The sequence below is a fragment of the Falsiroseomonas sp. E2-1-a4 genome, assembly GCF_051433165.1.
GTDB lineage: Bacteria > Pseudomonadota > Alphaproteobacteria > Acetobacterales > Acetobacteraceae > Falsiroseomonas.
In genome coordinates this window covers 150,513-173,867 of the sequence record NZ_JBHMFS010000010.1, presented here as the reverse complement: position 1 = coordinate 173,867, position 23,355 = coordinate 150,513, and the positions used below count along the sequence as shown (strand labels likewise).

General features: G+C 70.0%; 27 protein-coding genes. 17 read left to right on the top strand and 10 right to left on the bottom strand.

What is annotated here, in order from left to right; all coding sequences use genetic code 11:
• The first annotated feature begins 12 nt into the window (after positions 1–12).
• The 8 genes from ACFHNC_RS13265 to ACFHNC_RS13230 all read left to right on the top strand — a co-directional run bounded on the left by ACFHNC_RS13265 (position 13) and on the right by ACFHNC_RS13230 (position 7,273).
• A complete protein-coding gene (locus ACFHNC_RS13265; RefSeq protein WP_437169690.1) occupies positions 13–1,074 on the top strand; it encodes an alkene reductase in 1,062 nt (353 codons plus the stop codon).
• Between the two features lie 107 nt (positions 1,075–1,181).
• Complete coding sequence (locus ACFHNC_RS13260) at positions 1,182–2,573, top strand: dihydroorotase (RefSeq protein WP_437169689.1); 1,392 nt, start codon at positions 1,182–1,184, stop codon at positions 2,571–2,573.
• A complete protein-coding gene (locus ACFHNC_RS13255; protein ID WP_437169688.1) occupies positions 2,570–3,070 on the top strand; it encodes a GlcG/HbpS family heme-binding protein in 501 nt (166 codons plus the stop codon). Before ACFHNC_RS13260 ends, ACFHNC_RS13255 begins: the two co-directional genes overlap by 4 nt.
• Positions 3,057–4,043, top strand: coding sequence for a Bug family tripartite tricarboxylate transporter substrate binding protein (locus tag ACFHNC_RS13250; protein WP_437169687.1), 987 nt, complete (start codon positions 3,057–3,059; stop codon positions 4,041–4,043). The genes ACFHNC_RS13255 and ACFHNC_RS13250 overlap by 14 nt, the downstream gene beginning before the upstream one ends.
• A gap of 75 nt (positions 4,044–4,118) precedes the next feature.
• Positions 4,119–4,409 carry a hypothetical protein gene (locus ACFHNC_RS13245; protein ID WP_437169686.1) on the top strand — a complete coding sequence of 97 codons (291 nt, stop codon included), beginning with the start codon at positions 4,119–4,121 and terminating at the stop codon, positions 4,407–4,409.
• Positions 4,406–5,353, top strand: a complete 948-nt coding sequence (locus ACFHNC_RS13240; RefSeq protein WP_437169685.1) for an N-carbamoyl-D-amino-acid hydrolase — start codon at positions 4,406–4,408, stop codon at positions 5,351–5,353. Before ACFHNC_RS13245 ends, ACFHNC_RS13240 begins: the two co-directional genes overlap by 4 nt.
• 90 nt (positions 5,354–5,443) lie before the next feature.
• Positions 5,444–6,409 (top strand): N-carbamoyl-D-amino-acid hydrolase, encoded by a 966-nt coding sequence (locus tag ACFHNC_RS13235; protein WP_437169684.1) that lies wholly within the window; start codon positions 5,444–5,446, stop codon positions 6,407–6,409.
• A 78-nt stretch (positions 6,410–6,487) separates the two neighbouring features.
• Positions 6,488–7,273 carry a hypothetical protein gene (locus ACFHNC_RS13230; RefSeq protein WP_437169683.1) on the top strand — a complete coding sequence of 262 codons (786 nt, stop codon included), beginning with the start codon at positions 6,488–6,490 and terminating at the stop codon, positions 7,271–7,273.
• 16 nt (positions 7,274–7,289) lie between these two features.
• Here ACFHNC_RS13230 and ACFHNC_RS13225 read toward each other — a convergent pair whose 3' ends face one another.
• Together ACFHNC_RS13225 and ACFHNC_RS13220 are read right to left on the bottom strand one after the other, a co-directional pair.
• The gene (locus tag ACFHNC_RS13225) at positions 7,290–8,048 is read right to left on the bottom strand and encodes an SDR family NAD(P)-dependent oxidoreductase (protein ID WP_437169682.1); all 759 of its coding nucleotides are present in this window, start codon (positions 8,046–8,048) and stop codon (positions 7,290–7,292) included.
• Positions 8,045–9,097: a ketopantoate reductase family protein gene (locus ACFHNC_RS13220; protein ID WP_437169681.1), complete on the bottom strand. Its 1,053-nt coding sequence runs from the start codon at positions 9,095–9,097 to the stop codon at positions 8,045–8,047. Before ACFHNC_RS13220 ends, ACFHNC_RS13225 begins: the two co-directional genes overlap by 4 nt.
• A gap of 108 nt (positions 9,098–9,205) precedes the next feature.
• Between ACFHNC_RS13220 and ACFHNC_RS13215 the strand changes: the two genes are divergently transcribed.
• Both ACFHNC_RS13215 and ACFHNC_RS13210 read left to right on the top strand, forming a co-directional pair.
• On the top strand, positions 9,206–10,087 hold the full coding sequence (locus tag ACFHNC_RS13215) for a DMT family transporter (protein WP_437169680.1): 882 nt from the start codon (positions 9,206–9,208) through the stop codon (positions 10,085–10,087).
• The gene (locus ACFHNC_RS13210; RefSeq protein ID WP_437169679.1) at positions 10,084–11,055 is read left to right on the top strand and encodes a DMT family transporter; all 972 of its coding nucleotides are present in this window, start codon (positions 10,084–10,086) and stop codon (positions 11,053–11,055) included. The genes ACFHNC_RS13215 and ACFHNC_RS13210 overlap by 4 nt, the downstream gene beginning before the upstream one ends.
• Here the strand turns inward: ACFHNC_RS13210 and ACFHNC_RS13205 are convergent.
• The gene (locus tag ACFHNC_RS13205; protein WP_437169678.1) at positions 10,986–11,402 is read right to left on the bottom strand and encodes a gamma-glutamylcyclotransferase family protein; all 417 of its coding nucleotides are present in this window, start codon (positions 11,400–11,402) and stop codon (positions 10,986–10,988) included. The genes ACFHNC_RS13210 and ACFHNC_RS13205 overlap by 70 nt on opposite strands.
• 65 nt (positions 11,403–11,467) lie before the next feature.
• Here ACFHNC_RS13205 and ACFHNC_RS13200 point away from each other — a divergent pair, with 65 nt between their 5' ends.
• Positions 11,468–12,865 carry an L-lactate permease gene (locus ACFHNC_RS13200; protein WP_437169677.1) on the top strand — a complete coding sequence of 466 codons (1,398 nt, stop codon included), beginning with the start codon at positions 11,468–11,470 and terminating at the stop codon, positions 12,863–12,865.
• Here the strand turns inward: ACFHNC_RS13200 and ACFHNC_RS13195 are convergent.
• Entirely contained in the window at positions 12,843–13,073 is a 231-nt protein-coding gene (locus ACFHNC_RS13195) for a hypothetical protein (protein ID WP_437169676.1), read from the bottom strand. The genes ACFHNC_RS13200 and ACFHNC_RS13195 overlap by 23 nt on opposite strands.
• A gap of 192 nt (positions 13,074–13,265) precedes the next feature.
• Between ACFHNC_RS13195 and dctP the strand changes: the two genes are divergently transcribed.
• The 5 genes from dctP (at position 13,266) to ACFHNC_RS13170 (ending at position 18,120) form a co-directional block, all read left to right on the top strand.
• Positions 13,266–14,231 (top strand): TRAP transporter substrate-binding protein DctP, encoded by a 966-nt coding sequence (gene dctP, locus ACFHNC_RS13190; protein WP_437169713.1) that lies wholly within the window; start codon positions 13,266–13,268, stop codon positions 14,229–14,231.
• A gap of 132 nt (positions 14,232–14,363) precedes the next feature.
• Positions 14,364–15,338: a DctP family TRAP transporter solute-binding subunit gene (locus ACFHNC_RS13185; RefSeq protein WP_437169675.1), complete on the top strand. Its 975-nt coding sequence runs from the start codon at positions 14,364–14,366 to the stop codon at positions 15,336–15,338.
• A 45-nt stretch (positions 15,339–15,383) separates the two neighbouring features.
• A complete protein-coding gene (locus ACFHNC_RS13180) occupies positions 15,384–15,980 on the top strand; it encodes a TRAP transporter small permease (protein WP_437169674.1) in 597 nt (198 codons plus the stop codon).
• A gap of 153 nt (positions 15,981–16,133) precedes the next feature.
• Complete coding sequence (locus ACFHNC_RS13175) at positions 16,134–17,411, top strand: TRAP transporter large permease (RefSeq protein ID WP_437169673.1); 1,278 nt, start codon at positions 16,134–16,136, stop codon at positions 17,409–17,411.
• Between the two features lie 10 nt (positions 17,412–17,421).
• Positions 17,422–18,120 carry a DNA-3-methyladenine glycosylase family protein gene (locus ACFHNC_RS13170; RefSeq protein ID WP_437169672.1) on the top strand — a complete coding sequence of 233 codons (699 nt, stop codon included), beginning with the start codon at positions 17,422–17,424 and terminating at the stop codon, positions 18,118–18,120.
• Here the strand turns inward: ACFHNC_RS13170 and ACFHNC_RS13165 are convergent.
• A complete protein-coding gene (locus tag ACFHNC_RS13165) occupies positions 18,062–19,255 on the bottom strand; it encodes an FAD-binding domain-containing protein (protein WP_437169671.1) in 1,194 nt (397 codons plus the stop codon). The genes ACFHNC_RS13170 and ACFHNC_RS13165 overlap by 59 nt on opposite strands.
• A 47-nt stretch (positions 19,256–19,302) precedes the next feature.
• On the opposite strand from ACFHNC_RS13165, the gene ACFHNC_RS13160 reads away from it, so the two are divergent.
• Positions 19,303–20,208 carry a metallophosphoesterase gene (locus ACFHNC_RS13160; protein ID WP_437169670.1) on the top strand — a complete coding sequence of 302 codons (906 nt, stop codon included), beginning with the start codon at positions 19,303–19,305 and terminating at the stop codon, positions 20,206–20,208.
• Here ACFHNC_RS13160 and ACFHNC_RS13155 read toward each other — a convergent pair.
• Genes ACFHNC_RS13155 through ACFHNC_RS13135 form a run of 5 tightly spaced genes read right to left on the bottom strand, consistent with a single transcriptional unit; the run spans position 20,193 to position 23,283 of the window.
• Positions 20,193–20,969 (bottom strand): alpha/beta fold hydrolase, encoded by a 777-nt coding sequence (locus ACFHNC_RS13155; RefSeq protein ID WP_437169669.1) that lies wholly within the window; start codon positions 20,967–20,969, stop codon positions 20,193–20,195. The two genes, ACFHNC_RS13160 and ACFHNC_RS13155, sit on opposite strands and share 16 nt — an antisense overlap.
• Positions 20,966–21,829, bottom strand: a complete 864-nt coding sequence (locus ACFHNC_RS13150; RefSeq protein WP_437169668.1) for a DMT family transporter — start codon at positions 21,827–21,829, stop codon at positions 20,966–20,968. The genes ACFHNC_RS13155 and ACFHNC_RS13150 overlap by 4 nt, the downstream gene beginning before the upstream one ends.
• A gap of 59 nt (positions 21,830–21,888) precedes the next feature.
• Entirely contained in the window at positions 21,889–22,032 is a 144-nt protein-coding gene (locus ACFHNC_RS13145) for a hypothetical protein (RefSeq protein WP_437169667.1), read from the bottom strand.
• A gap of 58 nt (positions 22,033–22,090) precedes the next feature.
• Positions 22,091–22,288 carry a hypothetical protein gene (locus ACFHNC_RS13140; RefSeq protein ID WP_437169666.1) on the bottom strand — a complete coding sequence of 66 codons (198 nt, stop codon included), beginning with the start codon at positions 22,286–22,288 and terminating at the stop codon, positions 22,091–22,093.
• Complete coding sequence (locus ACFHNC_RS13135; protein ID WP_437169712.1) at positions 22,285–23,283, bottom strand: NAD(P)H-quinone oxidoreductase; 999 nt, start codon at positions 23,281–23,283, stop codon at positions 22,285–22,287. The genes ACFHNC_RS13140 and ACFHNC_RS13135 overlap by 4 nt, the downstream gene beginning before the upstream one ends.
• Positions 23,284–23,355 lie beyond the last annotated feature (72 nt).

The following is a 23,355-nucleotide window of genomic DNA, read 5'->3' as shown; positions in this document are numbered from 1 at the left end:
AAGGATACCGCAATGACCGAAACCCCCGACCTGTTCGGCCCCGTGAAGCTGGGCGCACTGAGCCTGCACAACCGCATCGTCATGGCGCCGATGACGCGCAGCCGCGCGCCCGGCAACCTGCCGAATGCGCTGATGGCAGAATATTACGGCCAGCGCGCCTCCGCCGGGATGGTCATCACGGAAGGCACCACGCCGGCCGCCAATGGTCGCGGCTACATGGACATTCCGGGCATCTACAGCGATGCGCAGGTCGAGGGCTGGCGCGGCGTGGCGGATGCGGTGCATGCCAAGGGCGGGCGGGTGTTCCTGCAGCTCATGCATGTCGGCCGCATCGCGCTCACCGAATTCCAGGATGGGCTGGAGCCGGTGGCACCCTCCGCCGTTGTCGCGGCCGGGCAGATGTTCAGCCCCTCCGGCATGAAGCCGCACGCAACGCCGCGGGCGCTGACAGAATCGGAGATCGAGGCGGTGATCGAGTCCTTCGCCCAGGGCGCGCGCAACGCCATCGCGGCCGGGATGGACGGCGTCGAGATCCATGGCGCGAATGGCTACCTGCCCGGCCAGTTCCTGGCGCCGAACGCCAACAAGCGGACGGATCGCTGGGGCGGCTCGGCTGAGAACCGGGCGCGCTTCCTGATCGCCATCACCGATGCCGCCGCCAAGGCGATCGGGCCGGATCGGGTCGGCGTCCGCCTCAGCCCGGGTAACCCATTCAACGACATCGATGATCCGGATGTGGAGGGCACCTACACGCCGGTGATCCAGGGGCTTTCCGGCAAGGGCCTGGCCTATCTCCACTTCCTGGATGCCAAGCCGGCCTTCGACGTGATCGGCCTGGCGCGGAAGCAATTCGGCGGGCCGATCATCCTGAACGCGGGCTACGACAAGGCCCGCGCCCAGGCGGATATCGCCAGCGGCCGCGCGGACCTGATCGCCTTTGGGTCCAGCTACATCAGCAACCCGGACCTCGTGGAGCGCCTGCGCCAGGACGCACCGCTGAACGCGCCGGACCAGGCCACCTTCTACGGCGGCGACGCAAAGGGCTACACGGACTACCCGGCGCTCGCCGCCTGACGCGACTTCGCCCCCGGCTCAGCCGGGGGCGGCAGGCGCCCCCCGGATTGGCGCGGCGCCAAACCCGGCCTAGCCTCCGCGGCGATCAACCGTGAGAGGCCCTCCGCATGTCCGAACCCGCCCAGCCCTTCGACCTCGTCCTCCGTGGGCAGGTCGTGCTGTCAGACCGCGTGCTGGCGGATGGCTATGTCGGCATCCGGGGCGAGACCATCGCCGCAATCGGTGAGGGCCTGCCGCCGCCCTCCAAAGCCGTGGCCGATCATCGCGGCAGGCTGATACTGCCCGGCCTGGTCGATGGCCATATGCACACCTCCTCCTCCACCGGCTGGCCGGGGATCGAGAATGCGACGCTGACGGCCGCCGCCGGTGGCGTCACCACCGTGTGCGACATGCCCTATGACGTGCCCAACCCGGTGACGTCGGCCAGCATCTTCGGCGAGAAGGTGGAGTGGGTGAACCGCCTGGCGCATGTGGACATGGCGCTCTACGCCACCATCCGGAAGGAAGGCGGGGCGGAGGATGTGGCGGCGATGGCGGAAGCCGGCGCCTCCGCCTTCAAGGTCTCGACCTATGAATACGACGCGCACCGCTTCCCGCGCCTGGATCACCCGACCATGCTGGCGGGCTTCACCGAAATGGCGAAGACCGGGCTGATGGTGGCGGTCCACAATGAGGACCAGGAACTGGTGGTGAAGCTGACGGAAGCCGCGAAGGCCGCCGGCAACACCTCCCCCATCTGGCATTGCCGCACCCGCCCGCCGCTGGCCGAGAGCATGGCGGATCTTGAGATCTTCGAGATGGCGCTGGAGACCGGCGCGCATGTGCACATCGCGCATTCCTCCATCGCCCGCGGCTTCGACCTGGCCAAGATCTATCGCGACATGGGCGCCAAGACCTCCGGCGAGGCCTGCATCCAGTATCTGTGCATGACGGAGGAGGATGTTGTCCGGCTCCAGGGCTACGGCAAGTGCAACCCTCCCTTCCGCACGGCGGCGGAGGTGGAGCGCATGTGGGCCTCGATGGCGGCGGGCACCATGGCCTATGTCTCCACGGATCATGCGCCCTGGCCGCGGGCCAAGAAGGAATACCACGGCGACATCTTCCCCGTCGGCGCCGGCCTCACCGGCCTGCAATCCTTCGCGCCGCTGATGTACACGCTGCTGGCCGAACGCGGCCTGCCGCCCAGCGTGATGGCGCGCATGTGCTCGGAGGAGCCGGCGCGCTACCATGGGCTGGACCCGAAGAAGGGCGGCATCCGCATCGGCGCCGACGCCGATTTCTGCGTGCTGGAAACCGGCGATTTCGTCTTCGACGAGCGCATCATCCAGGACCGCGAGGATTTCCGCTGGTCCGCCTATCACGGCCGCGCCATGAAGGCGCGCGTCGCCGCCACGCTGCTGCGCGGCGCCGAGATCTGGAACGGCACCGAGGTGAAGGCCAAGCCCGGCACCGGCCGCTTCGTGCCGCGCCAGCACAAGCGCAGCGCGCTCGACAAATGAGCGCGCCGCATGGCTACTACATCAAGCATCTGGCGGTGGATCTGCACCTGGCGGTGGCAGAACACATCGCCGATGCGACGCTCACCGCCGGACGCCAGGCGGCGCTGCTGCCGTTGACCGTGGTGGTGCTGGATGCGGGTGGCCATGTGGTGGTGCAGAAGCGGGAGGATGGCTCCGGCATCCTCCGCGGCGAGATCGCCCGCGGCAAGGCGCATGGCGCGCTTGGCATGGGCATAGGCAGCCGGATCATCCGCGACCGGCTGAAGGACCGCCCGGCCTTCCAATCCGCCATCGCCGCGGCCAGCGACGGGCGCTTCATCCCGGTGCCGGGCGGCGTGCTGGTGTGCCGGGAGGATGGCGCCGTGATCGGCGCCGTCGGTGTCTCCGGCGATGCCTCGGACAAGGACGAATACGCGGCGATCGCCGGTGTGCGCGCCGCGGGCCTGCTGCCCCACCCCGAAACCCCCGTGGAGAATTGGCGCGATGCCGGACTATAGCTTTTCGCGACGCGGCCTGCTGGCCAGCGGCGGCGCGCTGCTTGCCACTCCCGCCATCGCGCAGGATTTCCCCGCGAGGCCGATCCGCCTGGTCATCCCCTTCCCCGCCGGCGGCCCCACCGATGTCTATGCCCGCTTCTACGCGGAGCGGATGACGCGGGAGCTGGGCCAGACGGTGGTGACGGAGAATCGCGGCGGCGCAGGGGGCGCGATCGGCGCGATGGAGGTCGCGCGCGCGCGGCCGGATGGCTACACGCTGCTGTTCGGCACGGCCTCCACCCATGCGCTGTACAATCTGGTGACGCGGCAGCCGCAATATGATGCGGCGAAGGATTTCCAGGTGGTGGCCACGCTGGGCGGCGGGCCGCTGTGCTGGCTGGCGCATCCCTCCCGCCCCGGCACGCTCGCCGAATTCCTGGCGGCGGCACGCAGCGCCAATCCGCCGCTGGCCTATGGCTCGCCGGGCACCGGCACGCTGATGCACCTGGCGACCGAGATCCTGAAGCGCGAATCCGGCAATGTGCCACTCAGCCACATTCCCTATCGCGGCGCCGCCCCGGCCATGAACGACCTGATCGCGGGCACGCTGGCGCTGGCGGTGAACACGCTGGGCGCCGGGCTTCCGCTGCATCAGGGCGGCCGCGCGCGGATGCTGGCGGTGGCGTCCTCCGCCCGCGCGCCGCAGGCACCCGATGTGCCGACCGCGGCGGAAGCGCTCGGCCGGCCCGGCTTCACCGCGGTGCTGTGGCACGCGGTCTTCGCCCCGCCCGGCCTGCCGGCGCCGGTGCTGGCCCGCCTGTCCGCCGCCACCAACGCCACCCTGGCGGATGCGGCCTTCCGCGCCAGCCTGAACACCGCCGGAATCGAGCCCGCCGCCCCCGGCACCCCCGACTCCGCGGCCGCCTTCATCGCCGCGGAGGCCGCCCGCTACAGCCCGATCGTCGAGGCGATCCGGCCGGAGCTGGATGCATGAGGCAGGGCCAAGCATGGTCCTGTCCCCGCCACCGGGCTACAGGCGAGCGCTGAACCGCACCGCAAGACAAGACGCATGACCGATAACCGCCCGCCCGGACAGCGCTGGATCAAGCGCCCGCCCCGCCCCTCCCGCACCGCATTGCCCGGCCCGCCGCCGCGGGTTGGCCCGGGGCGGGGCCATCTGCTGATGGCAATCGCGACCGGCATCGCCACCGGCATCGTCGGCGTGGTGCTGGCGCAACTGGCAGGCGCCCGGTCCGGCGTGCCCGGTTTCGCGGCGGGCTTTGGCTTCATCCTCGGCTTCATCGTGCTGTGGCGCGGCTTCGGCGGCACGCGGCAAGACATCAGGAACCTGTTCAAATGAGCCGCATCCTCACCCTCGCGGGCGCCCAGATGGGCCCGACCCAGCGCAGCGACAGCCGCGACGCCACCCTGGCCCGGCTTGTGGCGCTGCTGGAACAGGCGGCCTCGCGCGGGGCCAAGCTGGTGGTGTTCCCGGAACTCGCCTTCACCACCTTCTTCCCACGCTGGCCGATGGACCGCGACGCGCCGGAGCTGATCGGCAGCTTCGAGGCCGCGATGCCCAACCCGCAGGTGCAGCCCCTGTTCGACCGGGCGCGCGAATTGGGCGTGGGATTCTACATCGGCTATGCCGAGCTGACCCCGGATGGCCAGCGCTTCAACAGCGCCGTCACCGTGGGGCCGGATGGCACGATCCTGTTCAAGTACCGCAAGATCCACCTGCCCGGTTCGGACCACGTGAAGGGCGGCCAGAAGTACCAGCAACTCGAAAAGATGTATTTCGAGTATGGCGACATGGGCTTCCCCGTGGCGCGCGGGCCGGAAGCCTGGGGCCGCCCGGTGCTCGGCATGCTGGTCTGCAACGACCGCCGCTGGCCGGAGGGCTGGCGCTGCCTCGGGTTGCAGGGGGTGGAGCTGGTGATGGTGGGCTACAATTCCGCCGCCTATGACCCGAATGGCGGCGAGGGCGAGAGCGAGGCGCTTCGCACCTTCCATTCGATCCTGGCCGCGCAATCCAACGCCTACATGAACGCCACCTGGGCGATCGCGGTGGCGAAGGGGGGGGTGGAGGATGGCGCCGGGCTGATCGGCGGGTCCTGCATCGTCGACCCCAACGGCGTGGTGGTGGCGCAGGCCAAAACCACGGCGGATGAGGTGATCGTGGCGGAGATCGACCTCGACGCCTGCCGGCAGGGCAAGGAGAAGATGTTCAACTTTGCCGCGCATCGGCGGCCGCAATGGTACGGGCGCATTGTGGATCAGGTGGGGGTGGTGGCGCCGGAATGAACAGGGCTCGGCCAGCCGGCCTGTGAGCAGGGCTGGCCAGGGCGCGCTGCCTCTGGCATCTGCGGTGCAGCATTTGGGAAAGATCGCCCCATGACCCGCCGCCTCGTCGTCGCCGCCGCCCAGATGGGTCCCATCCAGAAGGCCGAGGGCCGGGACGTGGCGGTGGATCGCATGATCCGCCTGATGGAGACCGCGGCGCGCCGGGGGGCGGAGGTGGTGGTGTTTCCCGAACTCGCCCTGACCACCTTCTTCCCCCGCTGGTACCAGGAGAACCTGGCCGAGGCGGACCATTGGTACGAGCACGCCCTGCCCTCGAATGAGACCGCGCCGCTGTTCGACGCGGCGCGGCGGCTCGGCGTGGCCTTCCACCTGGGCTATGCGGAAAAGACGCCGGACGGCCATCGCTACAACACCGCCGTCTTCGTCCACCCCACCGGCGAGATCGTGCTGAAATACCGCAAGGTACATCTGCCCGGCCATGCGGAGTTCGACCCGGTGCGGACGGTCCAGCACCTGGAGAAGCGCTATTTCGAGCCGGGTGACCTCGGGTTCCCGGTGGTGCGCGCGCCCATCGGCAGCGCCGGGCCGGTGAATATCGGCATGATCATCTGCAATGACCGCCGCTGGCCGGAAGCCTGGCGCGTGCTGGGGTTGCAGCAGGTGGAACTGGTCATGCTCGGCTACAACACGCCCAGCCTGAACATGGAAAACCGGGGCTTCGAGGCGCATCACCTGCGTGTCGCCCACAGCCACCTGTCGATCCAGGCCGGCTGCTACCAGAATGCGTGTTTCGGCGTCGGCGTCGCCAAGGCGGGCAGCGAGGATGGGCATGAGCTGTTCGGCCATTCCATCATCGTCAACCCGCAGGGCGAGATCATGGCCCAGGCGACCAGCTGGGATGATGAGGTGATCATCGCCGATTGCGACCTCGGCATGTGCGAACTCGGCCGCAGCACCATCTTCAACTTCGCCCGGCATCGCCGGCCGGAGCACTACACCCGCATCACCAGCCAGACCGGCAGCGAAGCGCCGGCGGTCTGGATGCCGAAGGGCTGAGCCACCGCCGCTCGCCCTCACTGGCTAAGGCGCCGACCACACGTTACCTTCGCCCTCCTCCCCACAAGGTCGTTCCGCATGACTGAACCCACCTACCCCATCCTGTACCGCGTCACGGCCACGACGGAGCTGCGCGAGGGCCCGGGCCCGGACCAGAAGGCGATCCGCACGCTGCCGATCGACCAGGTGGTGGTACTGACGGGGGATGTCGCGGAAGGGTGGCTGCCGGTGGAGGCGCCCTCCGGCCAGAAGGGCTTCGCCCCGGCCGGGCTGCTGCGCCGCCAGGTGGCGGGCGCCAAGGCGCCGCAGCACGTGACCGAGACCTTCCCCTGGCGCAACGTGGACCGGGTGAACCGCGAGCCGAAGATGCTGCACCCGGCCTTCCGCAACAAGGCGCTGCGGACCGTGGCGCGGCTGAATGCGGAGGGCATTCCCTTCGGCATCTATGAGGGCATGCGCGGCCCCTGGCGCCAGAACCACCTCTACGCCTCCGGCCGCAGCCGCACCGGCCGCATCCTCACCCCGGTCCGCGCCTTCGAAAGCCTGCACCAGTTCGGCCTGGCCGCGGATTTCGTGCTGGTGCAGGAAGGCCGCTGGTCCTGGGATGCGGATGAGGGCCAGGCGCGGATGTGGGACCGGCTGCATGCCGTGGGCGCCGATGAGGGACTGGTTTCCAAGGCGGGCGAGCTGCCGCATCTGCAGCTTGCGGATGTCCACCTGGAGGACCTCCGCGCCGGCCGCCTGCCGCCGAACACCGACCCGGCCTGGACCACCGCCTATACCTGGATGGTCCAGAGCTGGGACGGCAAGCCCTCCGGCCCGCCGCTGACCGGCCCGTCGCTGAACGGCCCGTTGCTGAAGTGACCCGGGCGGGCGGGGGTCAGCTCCCCCCGTCCACCTGCAGGATCTGGCCGGTGATCCAGCTCGCGAAGGGCGACGCGAAGAACATCACGGCATGTGCCATGTCCTCCGGCTCCCCCAGCCGGCGCATGGCGATGCGGTTCAGCATCGCCTTCTGGCCTTCCTCCCCATAGCTCTCGAACTGCTTGATCGAGGCGGCATTGGACAGCGCGAAGCCCGGCGCCACGGAATTCACGGTGATGCCGAAGGGGCCGAATTCGCGCGAGAGCTGCCGCGTCAGGCCCACCAGCGCGTGCTTGGAGGAACAATAGGCCTGGATGCCGGTGAGGCTCGCCTTCAGCCCGGCGCCGCTGCTGATGGTGACGATGCGGCCGGTCTTCGCCTTCTTCATCCCCGGCGCAACGGCCTTGGCCAAGTTGAAGGCGGCGTGGGTGTTGATGTCGAAGATCGCGTGCCAGTCTTCCTCCGGCACGTCCTCGATCGGCCGCATCACCTGGCCGCGTACGCCGCCGGCATTGCAGACCAGCACGCCGATGGGTTGGCCGGTGGCCTGTTCGACATCGCGGATCCAGCCCGCGGCGGCGCCCTTGGCCGTCAGGTCGAAGGCGGCGGTGGTGATGCTGCCCTCGGTTTTCGCGGTTTCCTTCAGTTCCTCGGCCGAGAGATCGCAGGCGAAAACCTTGGCGCCGACCCGGGCGAATTCGCGGGCGATGGCGCGGCCATAGCCGTGGCCGGCGCCTGTCACGGCCACCACGACGCCGTCATATCGAATGTTCATGCCATCAGCTCCGTGAGATTTGCGTCGGACATCGGGCGCTCGCCGCGCTCGCATTGGTGGATCATGGCGATCAGCCGTTCCAGCGTCGGGCAGGCCAGGCCATGGGTGCGGCCGATCGGCGGCACCGCGCCGATCTGGGCATCGGCGGGCGTCGCGCGATGGCGCACCCACAGATCGCGCCAGACGCCGGAATGGGTTTTTGCGTTGGGGCGGTTGAAGGCCTCCATCGCCGCCATCGAGGCGCGCGCGGCGTCCTCCGTACCGCCCGGCCCGAAGGCGTTCGGGTCGAAGCCATTGAAGCCCAGCGGCGTCACACCCTCCGCCCGCGCCACCGCGATCACCTCCCCGCACAGAGCGCGCACCAACGGCAGCAATTCGGTGCGGGCGAGCGTGTCGGCGATGCCCTTCTCCGCCAGGCCCTGCGCGTAGAGCAGGCTGGAATAGGCCAGCTTGCCCCACAGATAGCCCCAGATGTTGGGCGTCAGAACCGCATCCGGCTCGAAGGTCTCGGCCAGCAGCTTGTGCAGCGCCTGCACGCGCGGCGTGGTGGCACCATCCAGCTCGCCCACCACGACGGCGCCGCGATTGCCGTAGAGGATGCGGCCCGGCTCGATCCAGTCGGCGCCGAAATTGACGAAGGCGCCCAGGGTGCGCTGCGCGCCGCAGACCTCCGCGATCACCCGCTCGCACAGCCCGTTCTGCAAGGACAGCACATAGCCGTCCTCGGCCAAATGCGGCAGCAACTGGCGGCAGGCGGCTTCCGTGTCATGCGTCTTCACGGCCAGGAAGATGCGGCGAAACACCCCCTTCACCTGGCCGGGCAGCACCGCCGGCGCGCTGATGCGGGGGCGGGAGACGGGGCCCTCGATCGTCAGGCCGCGCATCGGGTCGACGATGGCGGCGACATGGTCGGCGACGACATCGCAGAACACCACGGCGTGCCGCGCGCGCACCAGATGCGCGCCGATGGTGCCACCGATGGCCCCCGCGCCCCAGATCAGGATCGGACCATGGTCCACCGCCTCCCGCGCCCCATCCCTGCCTGCCAAGCCTCAATCCCCTTCTGCCGATGACGGCCATGCGTGCGGCGCCCTTGCGCGGCGCGGGGCCGCCAGACCACCCTGCGTCCCAGGCTAGACAGGACCAGCGCCGCGTCAATGCGTCCCGAAACACGGCGCCCGGATCGAAGTGGCAATCTGAAGGGCGCGGCGCTGATGTCGGCGGCCGCCGTGCTGTTCGCGGCGGAGGTGCTGATGATCCGCTGGATGACCGCGCGCGGCATCCCGATCGAGGTGCAGCTTTTCGCCCGCGCCCTCGGCCAGCTTCTGTGGGTCTCGCCGCGCATCGCGACCAGCGGGCTGGCCGTGTTCCGCACCAAGCGACTGCCGATGCACCTGCTGCGGGGCATGTCCTCCCTCATCTGCTGGGGGCTTTACTATTACTCCTTTACCCGGCTCGACATGGCGACGGGCACGGTGCTGTCCTTCACCAATGTCATGTTCACCACACTGCTCGCCGCACCGATCCTGGGCGAACGGGTGGATCGCTGGCGCTGGTTCGGCACCATCGCCGGGCTGCTCGGCGTGGCCGTGATGCTGCGGCCGGGGGCGGAGGTGGATGCGCTGGGGGCCGCGGCCGCCATCGCCGCGGCCATCGCCTGGTGCGGCATCACGCTGTCGTCCCGCAGCCTGACGCGCACGGACAGCACGCTGACCGTGCTGGCCTGGGTTGGCGTGTTCACCAGCCTCGGCGTGCTGCCGCTGGCTGTGGCGGCCTGGGTGCCGCCCGGCCTGTTCGAACTGGGCCTGCTGCTGGTGGTCGCCACCGTGATGCCCGGCATCATCTTCCTGGTGACGGAGGCGCTGCGCCATGGCGAGGCCAGCGCCATCGCCCCCTTCCAGTATCTGCGCCTGGTGGTGGTGACCGCCGCCGGCTGGATTTTGTTCAACGAGGTGCCGGATCTGTTCGGCTGGATCGGCGCCGCCATCATCCTGTCCGGCGCCCTGGTCATCACCGTGGCGGAAGCGCGCCGCCGATGAGCCCATTCGCCAAGGCCGCACTGCTCTCCGTTGCCGCGGGCTTCGTCTTCAACCTGGAGACGACGCTGGTGAAGGCCATCGAGGGTGTGCCGCTCGCGACCCTGGTGCTGGCGCGCGCGCTGGGGCAGCTGGGCTGGACGCTGCCGGCGCTGCTGCGCGACCCGACCCTGCCGCGGACCCGCGCGCTGCCGATGCAGATCTTTCGCGGCCTGCTCTCCATCGTGTCCTGGTACACCTACTACCTCGCCTTCACCGGCCTGCCGCTGGCCACCGCCACCGTGCTGTCCTTCACCTCCGTTCTGTTCGTCACGGCGTTGGCCGGGCCGGTGCTGGGGGAGAAGGTGCGCTGGCGGCGCTGGAGCGCGACGCTGGTGGGGTTTGCCGGCGTCATCGCGATCGTGCGGCCCGGCGAGGCCGGGGCGGTGGCGCTGGATTGGCCGCTGGCGGCGGCGCTGGCCTCGGCGCTGATGGGCGCGGTGATCGTGCTGACCACCAAGACCCTGGCGCGGACGGAGCGCACCGGCACCATCATGTTCTGGATCGGCGTGGTGGCGGTTTCCGTCGCGCTGCCGGTGGCGCTGCCGGGGCTGGCCTGGCCGGGCTGGGGAAACTTTTTCCTATTGCTGCTCTGCGCGATCTGCGGGCCGTTTGCCATGCATCTGTGGATCAATGCGCTGCGGATGGTGGATGCCAGCGTGGTGGCGCCGATCTCCTATGTCCGGCTGATCTTCGCCGCGGCGACGGGTGTGCTGTTGTTCGATGAGGTGCCAGATGCCTGGCTCGGCTTCGGCGCCGCGCTGATCGTGGGCTCCGCGCTGTACATCACGCGGCGGGAGGCGCAGGTGACGCGCCGCCGGGCGGCGCCGCTGGCCGCCAATGCGCAGGCGGCCTTGCCGATTCAGTCGCCGAAGCCGCAGGCGGACAGCGCCGCATCCAGCGGCCCGGACTCCAACCCGAACGCCCGGTAGCCGAGGCGCAGATGCCCCACATACCACCCCTCCGGCGGCCCGGCCCGCAGCCGCCGCCCGGCATAGATCCAGGCCTCACCGCCTTCCGGAAGCGCCACCTTCAGGCGTTCATAGATGCCGAGCGCCGTACCCTCGAACTTGTCGAGGCTGCGGAGATGCCTGGGGCGGATGCGCCACAGGCCGATGGGCAGAAGGCTCGCCCCATCCAGCTCGATATCCGCATAGCGCCGCAGCACCAGGCGCCAGCCGGGCAGCAGCGCGGTGCCCGCCGGCTCGGCGCCTTCGCAGCGTTCGCGCATGCGGGCGTGGTCGAGGTTGCTGCCATAGGCGGCGTAGAGAAGCGGCATGGCGCGCAGGATTGGCGTGGCGCCGCCGGGCTGGCAAGGCGTCGCGGCGCCGCGGGGCTGATGCCATGATGCTTGCCCTGCAGGCGGCGCCACTGCTGCTGCTGGTGGCGCTGCTGCTGTCCGGCCGCGCCGGGCCGGTGCCCGCGGTCCTCGCCGCCCTGGTGGCCGCGCTGCCCGCCGTGGTGGCCACGCTGGATGCGCCGACGCTGCCCTTCCTGGTGGAGGAAACGCAGCGCGGCGCCTTCCTGGCCTCCAAGCCGATTGCCGTGGTGGTGGGCGGGCTGCTGTTTCACGCCGCCGTTGCCGGCCCAAGCGCCGCGTCCGCCGACACGCCGCCAGAACCGCGCCGCATCTTCGTCGCCTGCCTGCTGATGGGCGGCTTCATGGAAAGCGTCACCGGCTTCGCCGTCGGCGCCGTCTTTGCGCTCTCCGCACTCCGCGGCATGGGGCTGCGCGGGGCGCCGGCCGGCGCCATGGCATTGCTGTCGCTGACCCTGGTGCCCTGGGGCGGGCTGGGGCCGGGCACCTCGCTGGGTGCGGCGCTGACAGGGCTGCCAGCGCAGGATGTCGCGGCGCTGACCGCCTGGCCGAATGCCGCCTGGCTGCTGCTGATGGGGCCGGTGCTGTGGCGCCTCTGCGCCGCCGCCGGGGTTGCGGTGCCGCGGCGGGAGAAGGCGGCGCAGATGGGCTTTCTGCTGGTGGTGTCGGGCCTCCTGCTCGCCTCCCACGCGCTGTTCCCCTTCGAGGTCGCGGGCATCCTCGCCACCGGCATCCCGCTGCTGTTCGCCCTGTGGCGGCTGGACCCGCCGCGGGGGGCGCAGGGCTGGCAGCGGGCCGGGCGGTCCCTGGCCCCCTACCTGCTGCTGACGGCGGCGCTGCTGCTGGCGCGGTCCTGGTCCGGCGCGCCGGCCTGGACGCCCTATGCCGATCTGCCCGGCTTCCCCATCACCCATGTGTCCATCGTGCTGTGGCTGGTGGCCGGCGCCTTGCTGCTGCGCCGCGCCGAGCCCGGGCCGCGCGCGCAGGCGGCCCTGCTGCGCGCGCTGCGGCCGGCGCAGGCGATGCTGCTGTATGTGGTGCTGGCGCGCTGGATGGCCGGCGCGGGCATTGCCGGTGCGCTCGCCACCGCGGCGGCGGAGGGGCTGGGGCCGGCCGCACCCTATGCCGTGCCGGTTCTGGGGCTGGCCTCGGGCATCGTCACCGGCAGCAATGTCGGGTCCAACGCCGCGCTGATGCCGGTACAGGCCGCACTCGGCGAGGCCTCGGGCCTGGCGCCGCTGCTGGCCCCTGCCCTGCACAACTTCGCCGGCGCGGCCGGGGCGGGCATGTCCTTTGCCGTCTGCGCGATGATCTGCGGCCTGGCGGGCGATGGCGCGCGGCCGGCGCAGGTCTGGCGACTGCTGGCGCCGTCCCTGGCCGGGGTGGTGCTGGTCGGCTGGGCTATGGTGGCGCTGCTGGGCTGAGCGCGGCGCGCCCGGCCGGTGTCGCCTCAACCAGCAGGGCGCCGTCCCGCGCCGTGCAGGTCACCAGCCCGCGCTCCACCGCATCCTCCCAGACTGTCAGCCGCGGGCAGTTGGTGCGCCAGCTTTCCATAACCTCCGCATAGGGGCGCGGCGCGGCGGCGATCCACGCCACCAAGTCGCGGATCAGCGGCTCCTTCGGGTCGGTCATCGACGACTCCTGTCACGGACGCCGGGCCGGGAGTGTAGGATGCGACGGGCTGAAAGCCAGCACCATTCGGCGCGGCCGAGCCACCTTTGCGGCACTGCTTGAAGCTCAGCGGTCGCTTCACTTATACCCGGGGCCACCAAGGGGCGCCGCCAAGGGCGCCCCGATCCCTGGGGAGAGACGCCTTTGATCACCATGTCCCGCCGGCTGGCCCTTGCCGCCGCGCTCGCGCTGCCACTGTCCGCGCCCGCCCTCGCGCAGACCCAGATCACCATCCAGCACCCGCTGCCGCTGAACAGCCATTACGGCGCCGGCGCCACCGCGCTGAAGGAAGCCTTCGAACGCGCCAGCGCCGGCCGCTACAGCGTGGTGATTCAGCGCAACGACAATGAGCGCGAGGCGATCGAGAGCGTGCAGATCGGCACCATCGAATGCGTCATCACCTCCACCGGCCCGGTCGGCAATTTCGTGCCGGAAACCCGCAACCTGGACGTGCCCTTCCTGTTCCGCGACACCGCCCATGCCCGCGGCGTGCTGGACAGTGAAATCGGCCAGACCATGCTCGGCCGCTTCTCCGCCCGCGGCCTGACCGGCGTGGTCTGGATGGAGAACGGCTTCCGCCACCTGACCAATTCGCGGCGCGAAGTGAACAACCCCGCCGATGTGCGCGGCCTGAAGGTCCGCACGATGGAGAACCAGGTGCATATGCGCGCCTTCTCGACGCTCGGCGCGCTGCCGACCCCGATGGCGTTCTCCGAATTGGTGCCGGCCTTGCAGCAGGGCACCGTGGACGGGCAGGAGAACCCGATTCCGGTCATCGTGGCGAACAACCTGAACCAGGTGCAGCGCTTCCTGACGCTGACCGGCCACGTCTATTCCCCGGCCATCCTGATCTGCAACCCGGCGATGCTGGCACGCATGTCGGCGGCCGATCGCGCCGCCTTCATGGAAGCCGCCAAGGCCGGCGCCGCCGCCAACCGCGCGCGCGTCACCTCCGACGAGCAGTCCGGCGTCGAGGAGTTGCGCCGCCGTGGCATGACGGTGGTGACGCAGGTGGATTCCGCCGCCTTCCAGACCGCGCTGGCCCCGGCCTTCGCGGAGTATGAGCGCACGCTGGACGGCGCGCTGCTGCGCCGCATCCGTGAGTGGCGCGCCAACTGAGCCAGGCCTGACCGGGGGCGCGGGCCTGGCCCGCGCCCCGAACCCGGGATTGATGCCCCCACCGCAATGCATCTATACGCATATAGCATGCAGCGCCGATCCAACGGGGCTCATCACAGGGATAGGCCGTCCATGAAAACAACCCGCCGCGTTGCCCTTGCCGCCGCGCTTCTGCTGCCCTTCGCCCTGTCGCCCGTACAGGCGCAGACCCAGCTGACCGTGCAGCACGCCCTGCCGCTGGACAGCCATACCGGCGTCGGCGCCCACACCTTCAAGACGGCGCTGGAGCGGCTGACCGGCGGGCGCTACAGCGTCGCCACCCAGCGCAACGACAATGAGCGCGAGATGGTCGAGAGCGTGCAGATCGGCACCATCGACTGCACCTTCACCTCCACCGGGCCGGTCGGCAATTTCGTGCCGGAAGTCCGCATCTTCGACGTGCCGTTCCTGTTCCGCGACGCCACCCATGCGCGCGGCGTGCTGGACAGCGAGATCGGCCAGCAGGTGCTGAGCCGCTTCAACGCGCGCGGCCTGGTCGGCGTGGTCTGGATCGAGAACGGCTTCCGCAACCTGACCAATTCGCGGCGCGAGGTGAACACCCCCGCCGATCTGCGCGGCCTGAAGATCCGCACCATGGAAAACCAGGTGCATATGCGCGCCTTCACGACGCTCGGCGCGCTGCCGACGCCGATGGCCTTCTCCGAGCTCATCCCCGCCTTGCAGCAGGGCACGGTGGATGGCCAGGAGAACCCGATCTCGGTCATCGTGGCGAACAATATCAACCAGGTGCAGCGCTACATGACGATGACGCGCCACGTCTATTCGCCACAGGTGATGATCTGCAACCCGGCGATGGTGGCACGCTTCAACGCGGCCGACCGCGCGCATTTCCAGCAGGCAGCGCGTGAGGCGCAGACCGCCAACCGCAACCGCGTCACCGCGGATGAGGAAGCCGGCGTGGCCGAGCTGCGTCGCCGGGGCATGACGGTGATCACGGAGGTGGACACCGCGGCCTTCCAGACGGCGCTGGCCCCGGCCTTCGCGGAATGGGAGCGGACGCTTGATTCCGCCACGCTGCGCCGCATCCGTGAGTGGCGCGCCAACTGAGCGGAAACGCTCCGCCCTGCCTGACCCGCATCCGAGAGCAACGCGATGAACATGATGAACGTGGTGCCATTGCAGGTCACGGGGGCGGCCACGCTCATCGTGGTGCTGCTGGCGCTCTGGGCGGGTACCGGCGGCGGAGCCAGGGGGGCGGTGCGCACGGCGGTGCTGCGGCTGGACCGTGTCGCCACCGGCATCGCCGCCATCCTCGCCTGCCTGGCGCTGGCCGTCGCGGTGGCGGCGGGGCTGTGGCAGGTGTTCGCACGCTTCGCCACGGAAACTCCCTCCATCTGGTCGGAGGCGCTGGTGCGAACCGCGTTGATCTGGATGGCCTATCTCGGCGTCGCACTGGCGCTGCGCGCTGGCGCGCTGGTCTCCATCGACGTGGCGCATCGCGTGACCTCCGGCGCCCTGCGGCGATCCGTGGAGGCGGCGGCGCTGGCCTGTTCGCTTTCCTTCACGGGGGTCATGTTCTGGTTCGGCTGGACCATGGCGCAGCGCGTGCAGTTCCAGGAAATGGCCGGGCTCGAGGTCTCGATGTCCTGGGGTTATGCCGCCATTCCCGTCGGTGCGGTCTTCGCCATGATCGGCGCAGTCGCCCATTTCCTCGACCGTCGTGACGCCGAACTGGATTACGCCGCATGAGTGGCCATCATAAGGATGACTCGCCATGAGTGGCGCGATGCTCAAGGATAACGCGCCATGAGTGGCGCGGTGTTCAAGGATAACGCGCCATGAGTGGCGCGGTGTTCAAGGATAACGCGCCATGAGTGGCGCGGTGTTCAAGGATAACGCGCCATGAGTGGCGCGATGCTCACCGTCATGCTGGTGCTGTTCGCCATCAGCGTGCCGGTTGCCGTGGCCATCGGGCTTGCCGCCATCGTCGGCATCCATGGCTTCACCAATTTCCCGCTGATCGTCGCCGCGCAACAGCTGTTCGTGGCGCTCGACAAGTTTCCGCTGGCGGCGATTCCCTTCTTCATTCTGGCCGGCAATCTGATGGATGTGGGTGGCATCTCCCGCCGCCTGGTCGCCTTCGCGCAATCCATCGTCGGCGGCATCCAGGGCGGCTTGCCGGCCACCTGCGTCGTCACCTGCATGATCTTCGCTGCCATCAGCGGCAGTTCCGTCGCCACCACCTTCGCGGTCGGCGCCATCATGATTCCGGCCCTGGTGCGCGCCGGCTATCCGGTGGCCTTCGCCGCCGCCCTGCAGGCCACCGCGGCGGAGCTCGGCGTGGTGATCCCGCCCTCGATTCCGATGATCCTGTATGGCGTGACCACGCAGACCAGCATCCCGGAGCTGTTCATCGCCGGCGTCGTCCCGGGCATCCTGATCGCCGCCGCGCTGGTCGTGACGGTGCTGATCTGGTGCCGCCTCAAGGGCTGGGGCAAGCAGGATGGCGAGGGCCGCCTGCCCTTCCTGACCGCGACGCGCCAGGCGGGCTTCGCGCTGTTCATGCCGGTGGTGGTGCTGGGCGGCATCTATGGCGGCATCACCACGCCGACCGAGGCCAGCGTCGTCGCCGTCGCCTATGCCATCCTGGTCGGCATGTTCCTGCACCGGGAAATCGGCTGGCGGGATCTGTTCCCGATCTTCCGCAAGTCGGTGATCAGCAGCGCGGTGATCCTGTTCATCATCGCCTGCGCGGCGGTGTTCTCCTGGCTGCTGAACCGGCAGGGCGTGCCGGATGCGGCGGCCGCCTGGCTGGTCGCCACCTTCGACAGCCCGGCGCTGTACCTGCTCGGCGTCAACCTGTTCCTGTTCGTGATCGGCATGTTCGTGGAGACCAGCGCCAGCATCATCGTGCTGGCCCCGGTGCTGCAGGAAGCGGCTTCGCGCTTCGGCATCGATGGCGTGCATTTCGGTACGATCATGGTGGTGAACCTGGCGATGGGCATGATCACGCCGCCCTTCGGCGTGAACCTGTTCGCCGCCGCCCAGGTGGCCGGCACCAGCGTGGACAAGATGATGCGCTATCTGCCGGTGTTCATCGGCGTCATCTTCGCCTGCCTGATGCTGATCACCTATGTGCCAGCGATCGCACTCGCGCTGCCGACGCTGGTGTTCCGATGAGGCGCCGGGGATGAATGCGGCACCCCGCCCCTTCGCCGGCCCCTCCGCGCTGCGCCATCTGCGGCGGGACCCGGTGTTGAAGGCGGTGATCCGCCGCATCGGCCCCTGCACCTTGCTGCCCGCTTCGCGCGAGCCTTACGAAGCCCTGGTCCGCGCCATTACCCACCAGCAGGTGCATGGCCGGGCGGCGGAGGCGATTCTCGGCCGCTTCATCGCGCTGTATCCGGGCTACGCCTTCCCCCCCGCCCCGCTGGTGCTGGGCACGACCGCGGAGGCGATGCGCGGCTGCGGCCTTTCCGCCAACAAGGCCGCTGCCATCCGCGACATCGCGGAGAAGGCGGTCGGCGGCCTGGTGCCGACCAGCGCCGTCGCGCAGCGCCTGCCGGACGAAGCGCTGATCGAGCGCCTGGTCGCCATCCGCGGCGTCGGCCGCTGGACGGTGGAGATGTTCCTGATCTTCTCCCTCGGCCGGCGTGACGTCCTGCCGATCGACGATTTCGGCGTGCGGGAGGGGTGGAAGGTCGCCGCCGGGCTGGAAACGCAGCCGAAGCCGAAGGAACTCGCCGTGATCGGAGAGGCCTGGGCGCCCTTCCGCTCCATAGCGGCCTGGTATCTGTGGCGTGCTGCGGATGCGGACAGGGCAGCGCGGATCAAGCCGAAGGCGGCGAAGGTGCCAATTCCCGGAGCCATGCCGGGATCCGCTCTTTGAAGGCGAAGTAGCCCTTGGTGGCGGCGGGCCAGCAGGCCGCATCCCAATCCCGGCGCACCACATGCAGCTCCACGCCGAGCCCCTCCAGCGCCGTTGCCGTCCAGCCCACCGGCGCCTGCGGCGTCACCACCGGCAGCCCATGCGCCTGCGCCCAGCCGGCCACCGCCTCTGGCGCCAGCGCCGAGGCGGGCGATTTGAAATGGGCGCCGGCCCGCACCAGCCCATCCGCCAGCACCTGCCAGGCGTGGCGCTCGGCCATCGGCGCGCAGCCGAGCGGGGACCGCGCGCGGGGTACCGCGAGGCCGGCGATGGCGCCGACCGCCAGGCCGGGCGGCAACAGGCTTTCGGGGTGCAGATCATCCTCATGCAGCAGCAGCGCCACCGGGCCTGCGGGCAGCGGCGCCACGGGCCGAAGCGGTTGCAGCGGGGTGGGTGCCGGGGGCGCAGGCGGCAGCGGATTCTCCTCCAGCCCCACCGGATTGAAGCGGCCGCCGGTGAAGCGGCGGATGTTCTCGGCCCGCGCGACATAGGTCTTGCCGGCGGTGTGCAGCCCGGCCACCCAGCGCCAGGACAGGGTGTTGCTGGCCGCATCCGCGTCCAGCAGATGGCGCAGGAACAGATCAGCGCCCAGCGTCCAGGGCAGGCGCAGCGTGAAGATCCAGATGCTGGCGAACCACATGCGGGCATGGTTGTGCAGCCAGCCGCTGTCGCGCAGCTCCACCGCCCAGGCGTCGAAGGCATCGATCCCGGTGCTGCCCTCCGCCGCGCGAGCATAGGCCGCCTGGAGATCCGGCTCCGCCTCCAGCCGCGCCAGATCCTGCGCGAGTTCGGCGCGGTAGGCGGCCCACAGCGCTGGGCGCAGTTGCAGAAAGCCCTTCCAGTAGCTGCGCCAGAACACCTCCTCGATGAATTTCTGCGCGCGTTCCGGCCCGTGCAGCGCCAGCGCGGTGCCGACCGCCTCGGCCTCCGTCACCAGCCGGTGGCGGATGGCGGGCGAAAGGCGGGAGACGTCGTGGCGCTGCCCTGGCCCGAGGTCGGTGTTGCGGCCGCGCTCGTAATGATGCCCCATGCGGGGGCCGAAGGATTCAAGCCGCTGCAAGGCTGTGGCGCGGTCGGCCGGGAAGTTTTCAATCATTCCATCTAGATCGTCCCACGCGGCGATCGCGCAACCGAGGCTTTCGCATGACCACCCGCCGCGCCCTGCTGACGACCCTGGGTGGGCTTACGCTGGCCGGCGGGGCGGGCGGTCTGTATGGCTTCTGGATCGAGCCGGCCTCGCGGCTGGCGGTCGCCGAATACCGGCTGAACCCGCCGAACTGGCCTGCGCGCCGGCCGCTGACCATCGCCGCACTCGCCGACATTCATGCCAGCGAACCGCATATGCCGCTGCGGCGCGTGGCGGAGATCGTGGCGGCGACCAATGCGTTGCGGCCGGACCTGGTGGTGCTGCTGGGCGATTACCGGGGCTATGGCCGTTATGTGCGGCACGGCATTCCGGTGGCGGAAACGGCGGCGGTGCTGCGTGGGCTGCGCGCGCCGCATGGCGTGCACGCCATCCTCGGCAACCATGATTGGTGGGACGACCCGCAGGTGCAGCGGCTACGGCGCGGCGTGCCGCGGACGGCGCATGTGTTGGCGGAGGCCGGGATTTCGGTGCTGCACAATGCGGCGGTGAAGACCGGCTTCCGTGACCAGGGCTTCTGGTTGGCGGGCAGCGGCAGCCTCTGGGCCTTCAGCCAGGGCCGCGGCCACTTCCTCGGCGCCAACGACCTGTCGCGCACGCTCGGCGCCGTGCAGGACCGGGACCCGGTGATCCTGCTGTGCCATGAGCCGGATATCTTCCCCGATGTGCCGGCGGATCGCGTGGCGCTGACCCTGTGCGGGCATACCCATGGCGGGCAGCTGCGGGTGGCGGGGTTCTCGGCCTATGTGCCCTCCGCCTTCGGCAATCGCTACGCCTATGGGCATGTGGTGGAGGCAGGGAAGCATCTGGTGGTCTCGGGCGGGTTGGGTACCTCGATCCTGCCGGTGCGGGTCGGGGTGCCGCCGGAAATCACGCTGGTGCGGCTGGGCTACGGGGCTGCCTGAGCGGCCAGGAAATCCCGCACCACAGTCAGGAAAGCCTGCGGATTTTCCGCATGCAGCCAGTGCCCGGCGGGGATGCTGGCGTGGCGGGCGGCGGGGAACAGGCTTTGGAACAGCGGGTGATGCGCCGGCTGGATGTAGTCGGACCGGTCGCCGGCCAGCACCAACACGGGGCCATCGTAGCGGCCCGGCAGATCCGGCCAGCCGGCAATCTCCGGCATGCCGGCGCCAATCTCCTCCAGCCCGATGCGCCAGGCGGGCGGCACCTGGGCAAAATCCAGGTTCTGCAACAGGAAGGCGCGCAGCGGCGCCGCGGGTACGGCGGGTGCCAGCGCCGCATCGGCCTCCCGCCGCGCCAGGCCGGGGCGCAGTTCCAGGCCGCGCATGGCGGCGAGATAGGCGTTGAACAGCGGCGCCGGGTAATGCACCGGCGCGATATCCGCCACCAGCAGCCGCGTCACCCCCTCCGGCCGCATCAGCGCCAGCGCCATCGCCACCTTGCCGCCCATGGAATGGCCGATGATGGTGGCGGGCCAGGCGCCCTCCGCCTGCAGCGTCTCCGCCACATCTTCCGCCATGTCGGCATAGGCCATGCCCTCCGCATGGGGCGACCCGCCGTGGTTGCGCAGGTCGAGCGCCAGCACCCGGAACCCCTCCGCCGCCAGCGCCTTCTGCACCGTGCCGAAATTCTGCCCGGCGCCGAACAGCCCGTGCAGCAGCACGACCGGCGGGCCATCGCCCAGGCTGGTGACCACGAGCTTCATCCGCGCGCCGCCATGACAACGGAGGCAAAGATCAGCGCGCCGCCGATGATCACATCCCAGCCCAGCGGCTCCCCCAGCCAAAGTGTCGAGACCAGCACGCCGAAGGCCGGCACCATCAGGAAACCGACGGAGGCGACGGCGCCCGGCAGCTTGCGCCCGGCCTCGATCACGCACCAGGTGCCGATCGGCGCGGCGAACAGCCCGATATACAGAAGATGCGGCCAGGAGCTCAGCCCGACGCCGCCATCCGGCTCCAGCAGCAGCGTCAGCGGCACCAGGACCAGCGCGCCGATGCCGAAGCACCAGGGCAGCAGCTCGAACATCGGCGTGCGTGGCGGCCATTTGCGCGACGCAATGATGGCGATGGTCCAGAGCAGCCCGGCCAGCACCAGCATGAGATGTCCAAGCAGCGAATCCATGTGCGACCAATCGACCGACCACGGCCCGATCAGCACCCCAGCGCCTGCCAGCCCCAGCCCGGCCGCGAACCAGCGCGTCCTGGAAACTTGCTCCCCCAGCACCAGCACCGAAAGCGGGATCAGCCAGTAGGTCACGACATTGGACAGCACCGCCGTGCGCCCGGCCGGCACCAGCGCCACCGCCAGATGCGTCAGCGCGAAAAAGCCGCCGAGCTGGAACAGGCCGAGGAAAAGCACCGCACGGCGATCCTCCGCCACCGGAAAGCGCAGCCGCCCCATCGCCGCGAGCAGGATGGCCGCACCAAGCGCGGCGAGCGCCGACCTCCCGAGGCCGAACCACAGGGGGGACGCATCCGCGAGCGCAGCCTTGGTGATGGGCCAGGCACCGCCAAACAGGATGACGGCTGCGAAAAGCAGCCGGAAAGCGGAAGCCATGGGCATTGGCGGTAACCTAGCCGCGCGCTCCGTGTCGCGAAAAGCCTGGTTTTGTGCAAATGCGCTTACAATTCGACACTGATTGCCGGTTGCAGGTCCAACAGGGCCGCCCGCATCTCCCGCGCCGCCTGCCCGGCGCCGCCCGGCGCCCGCTTCTGCAGATCCGCCTCCGTCACCATCGCGCCCTGCGGCACGGCACGCGCCAGCACGGGCCGGCTCTCCGCTTGGCGCTACAGCAGCATTCGATGCAGGTTCATCGGGCTTCCCTCACGGCGAATACCAGGGCCGCGGGCGCGACCCGGGCAGCGGTAGCGCGCTGCCCGGCCGCCGCGCGAGCAGGATGGTGGCCACCAATGCCAGCAGCACCGCCAGCCCCTGCCCTGCCCGGCGCAGCGTGCGGTCCCGCAGCCGCATCGTCAGCGCCAGCAGCAGCAGCGCGGCGGCGAAGGCCAGCCAGGGCGTCACGGCACGGTCAGCATGATCTTGCCGATATGCGCGCTGCTTTCCATCAGCCGATGCGCCTCCGCCGCCTGGATCAGCGGGAAGGTCTTGAAGATGCGCGGCGCCGCCTTGCCTTCGGCCAGCATCGGCCAGACCTTGGCTTCCAGCGCCTGCGCGATCTCCGCCTTCTGCGCCGTCGTGCGCGGCCGCATGGTGCTGCCGGTGACGGTCAGGCGCTTCACCATGATGGGCCGCAGATCCACCTGCTCCGCCACATGGCCATTCAGGAAGGCGATCATCACCAGGCGGCCATCCAGCTTCAGGCAGCGGATATTCTTGGTGAAATACGGCGCGCCGACCATGTCGAGCACCACATCGACCCCCTTGCCGCCGGTCAGCGCCTTGATGCGCTCCTGGAAATCCTCGGCCTTGTAGTCGATGGCCGCATCGGCGCCGAGTTCCAGGCAGGCCGCCACCTTCTCCGCGCTGCCGGCCGTCGCATAGACCGTGGCGCCGAAGGCTTTTGCCAGTTGGATGGCGGTGACGCCGATGCCGGAAGTCCCGCCATGGATCAGGATGGATTCGCCGGGCGCCAGCCGCCCATGGCCGAAGACATTGGCCCAGACGGTGAAATAGGTCTCCGGCAGCGCCGCGGCGCGCAGCGCGTCGAAACCAGCCGGCCAGGGCAGCGTCTGCGCCTCCGGCGCCGTGCAGTATTCGGCATAGGCGCCGCCATTGGCCAGCGCGCAGACCTTGTCGCCGATCTTCCAGCGGGTGACCGCGGCGCCCACGGCCACCACTTCGCCTGCGCATTCCAGGCCGATGACGGGGCTGGCGCCGGGGGGCGGCGGATAGCTGCCGGTGCGCTGCGCCACATCGGGGCGGTTCACGCCCACCGCCTCCGTCCGGATCAGCACCTCATCCGCCGCGGGGCTGGGCAGCTTGCCGCGCACCGGCACCAGCACCTCCGGCCCACCACCCTTGCCCGTGCCGCCCTGGGTGTGGTCGATCAGGGTCATCTCTGCTGGCAGGTTGGACATGGTGCGCTCCTATCCTCGGTCGGAGGAGGAGGGACCATGCGGCGCCGCGAC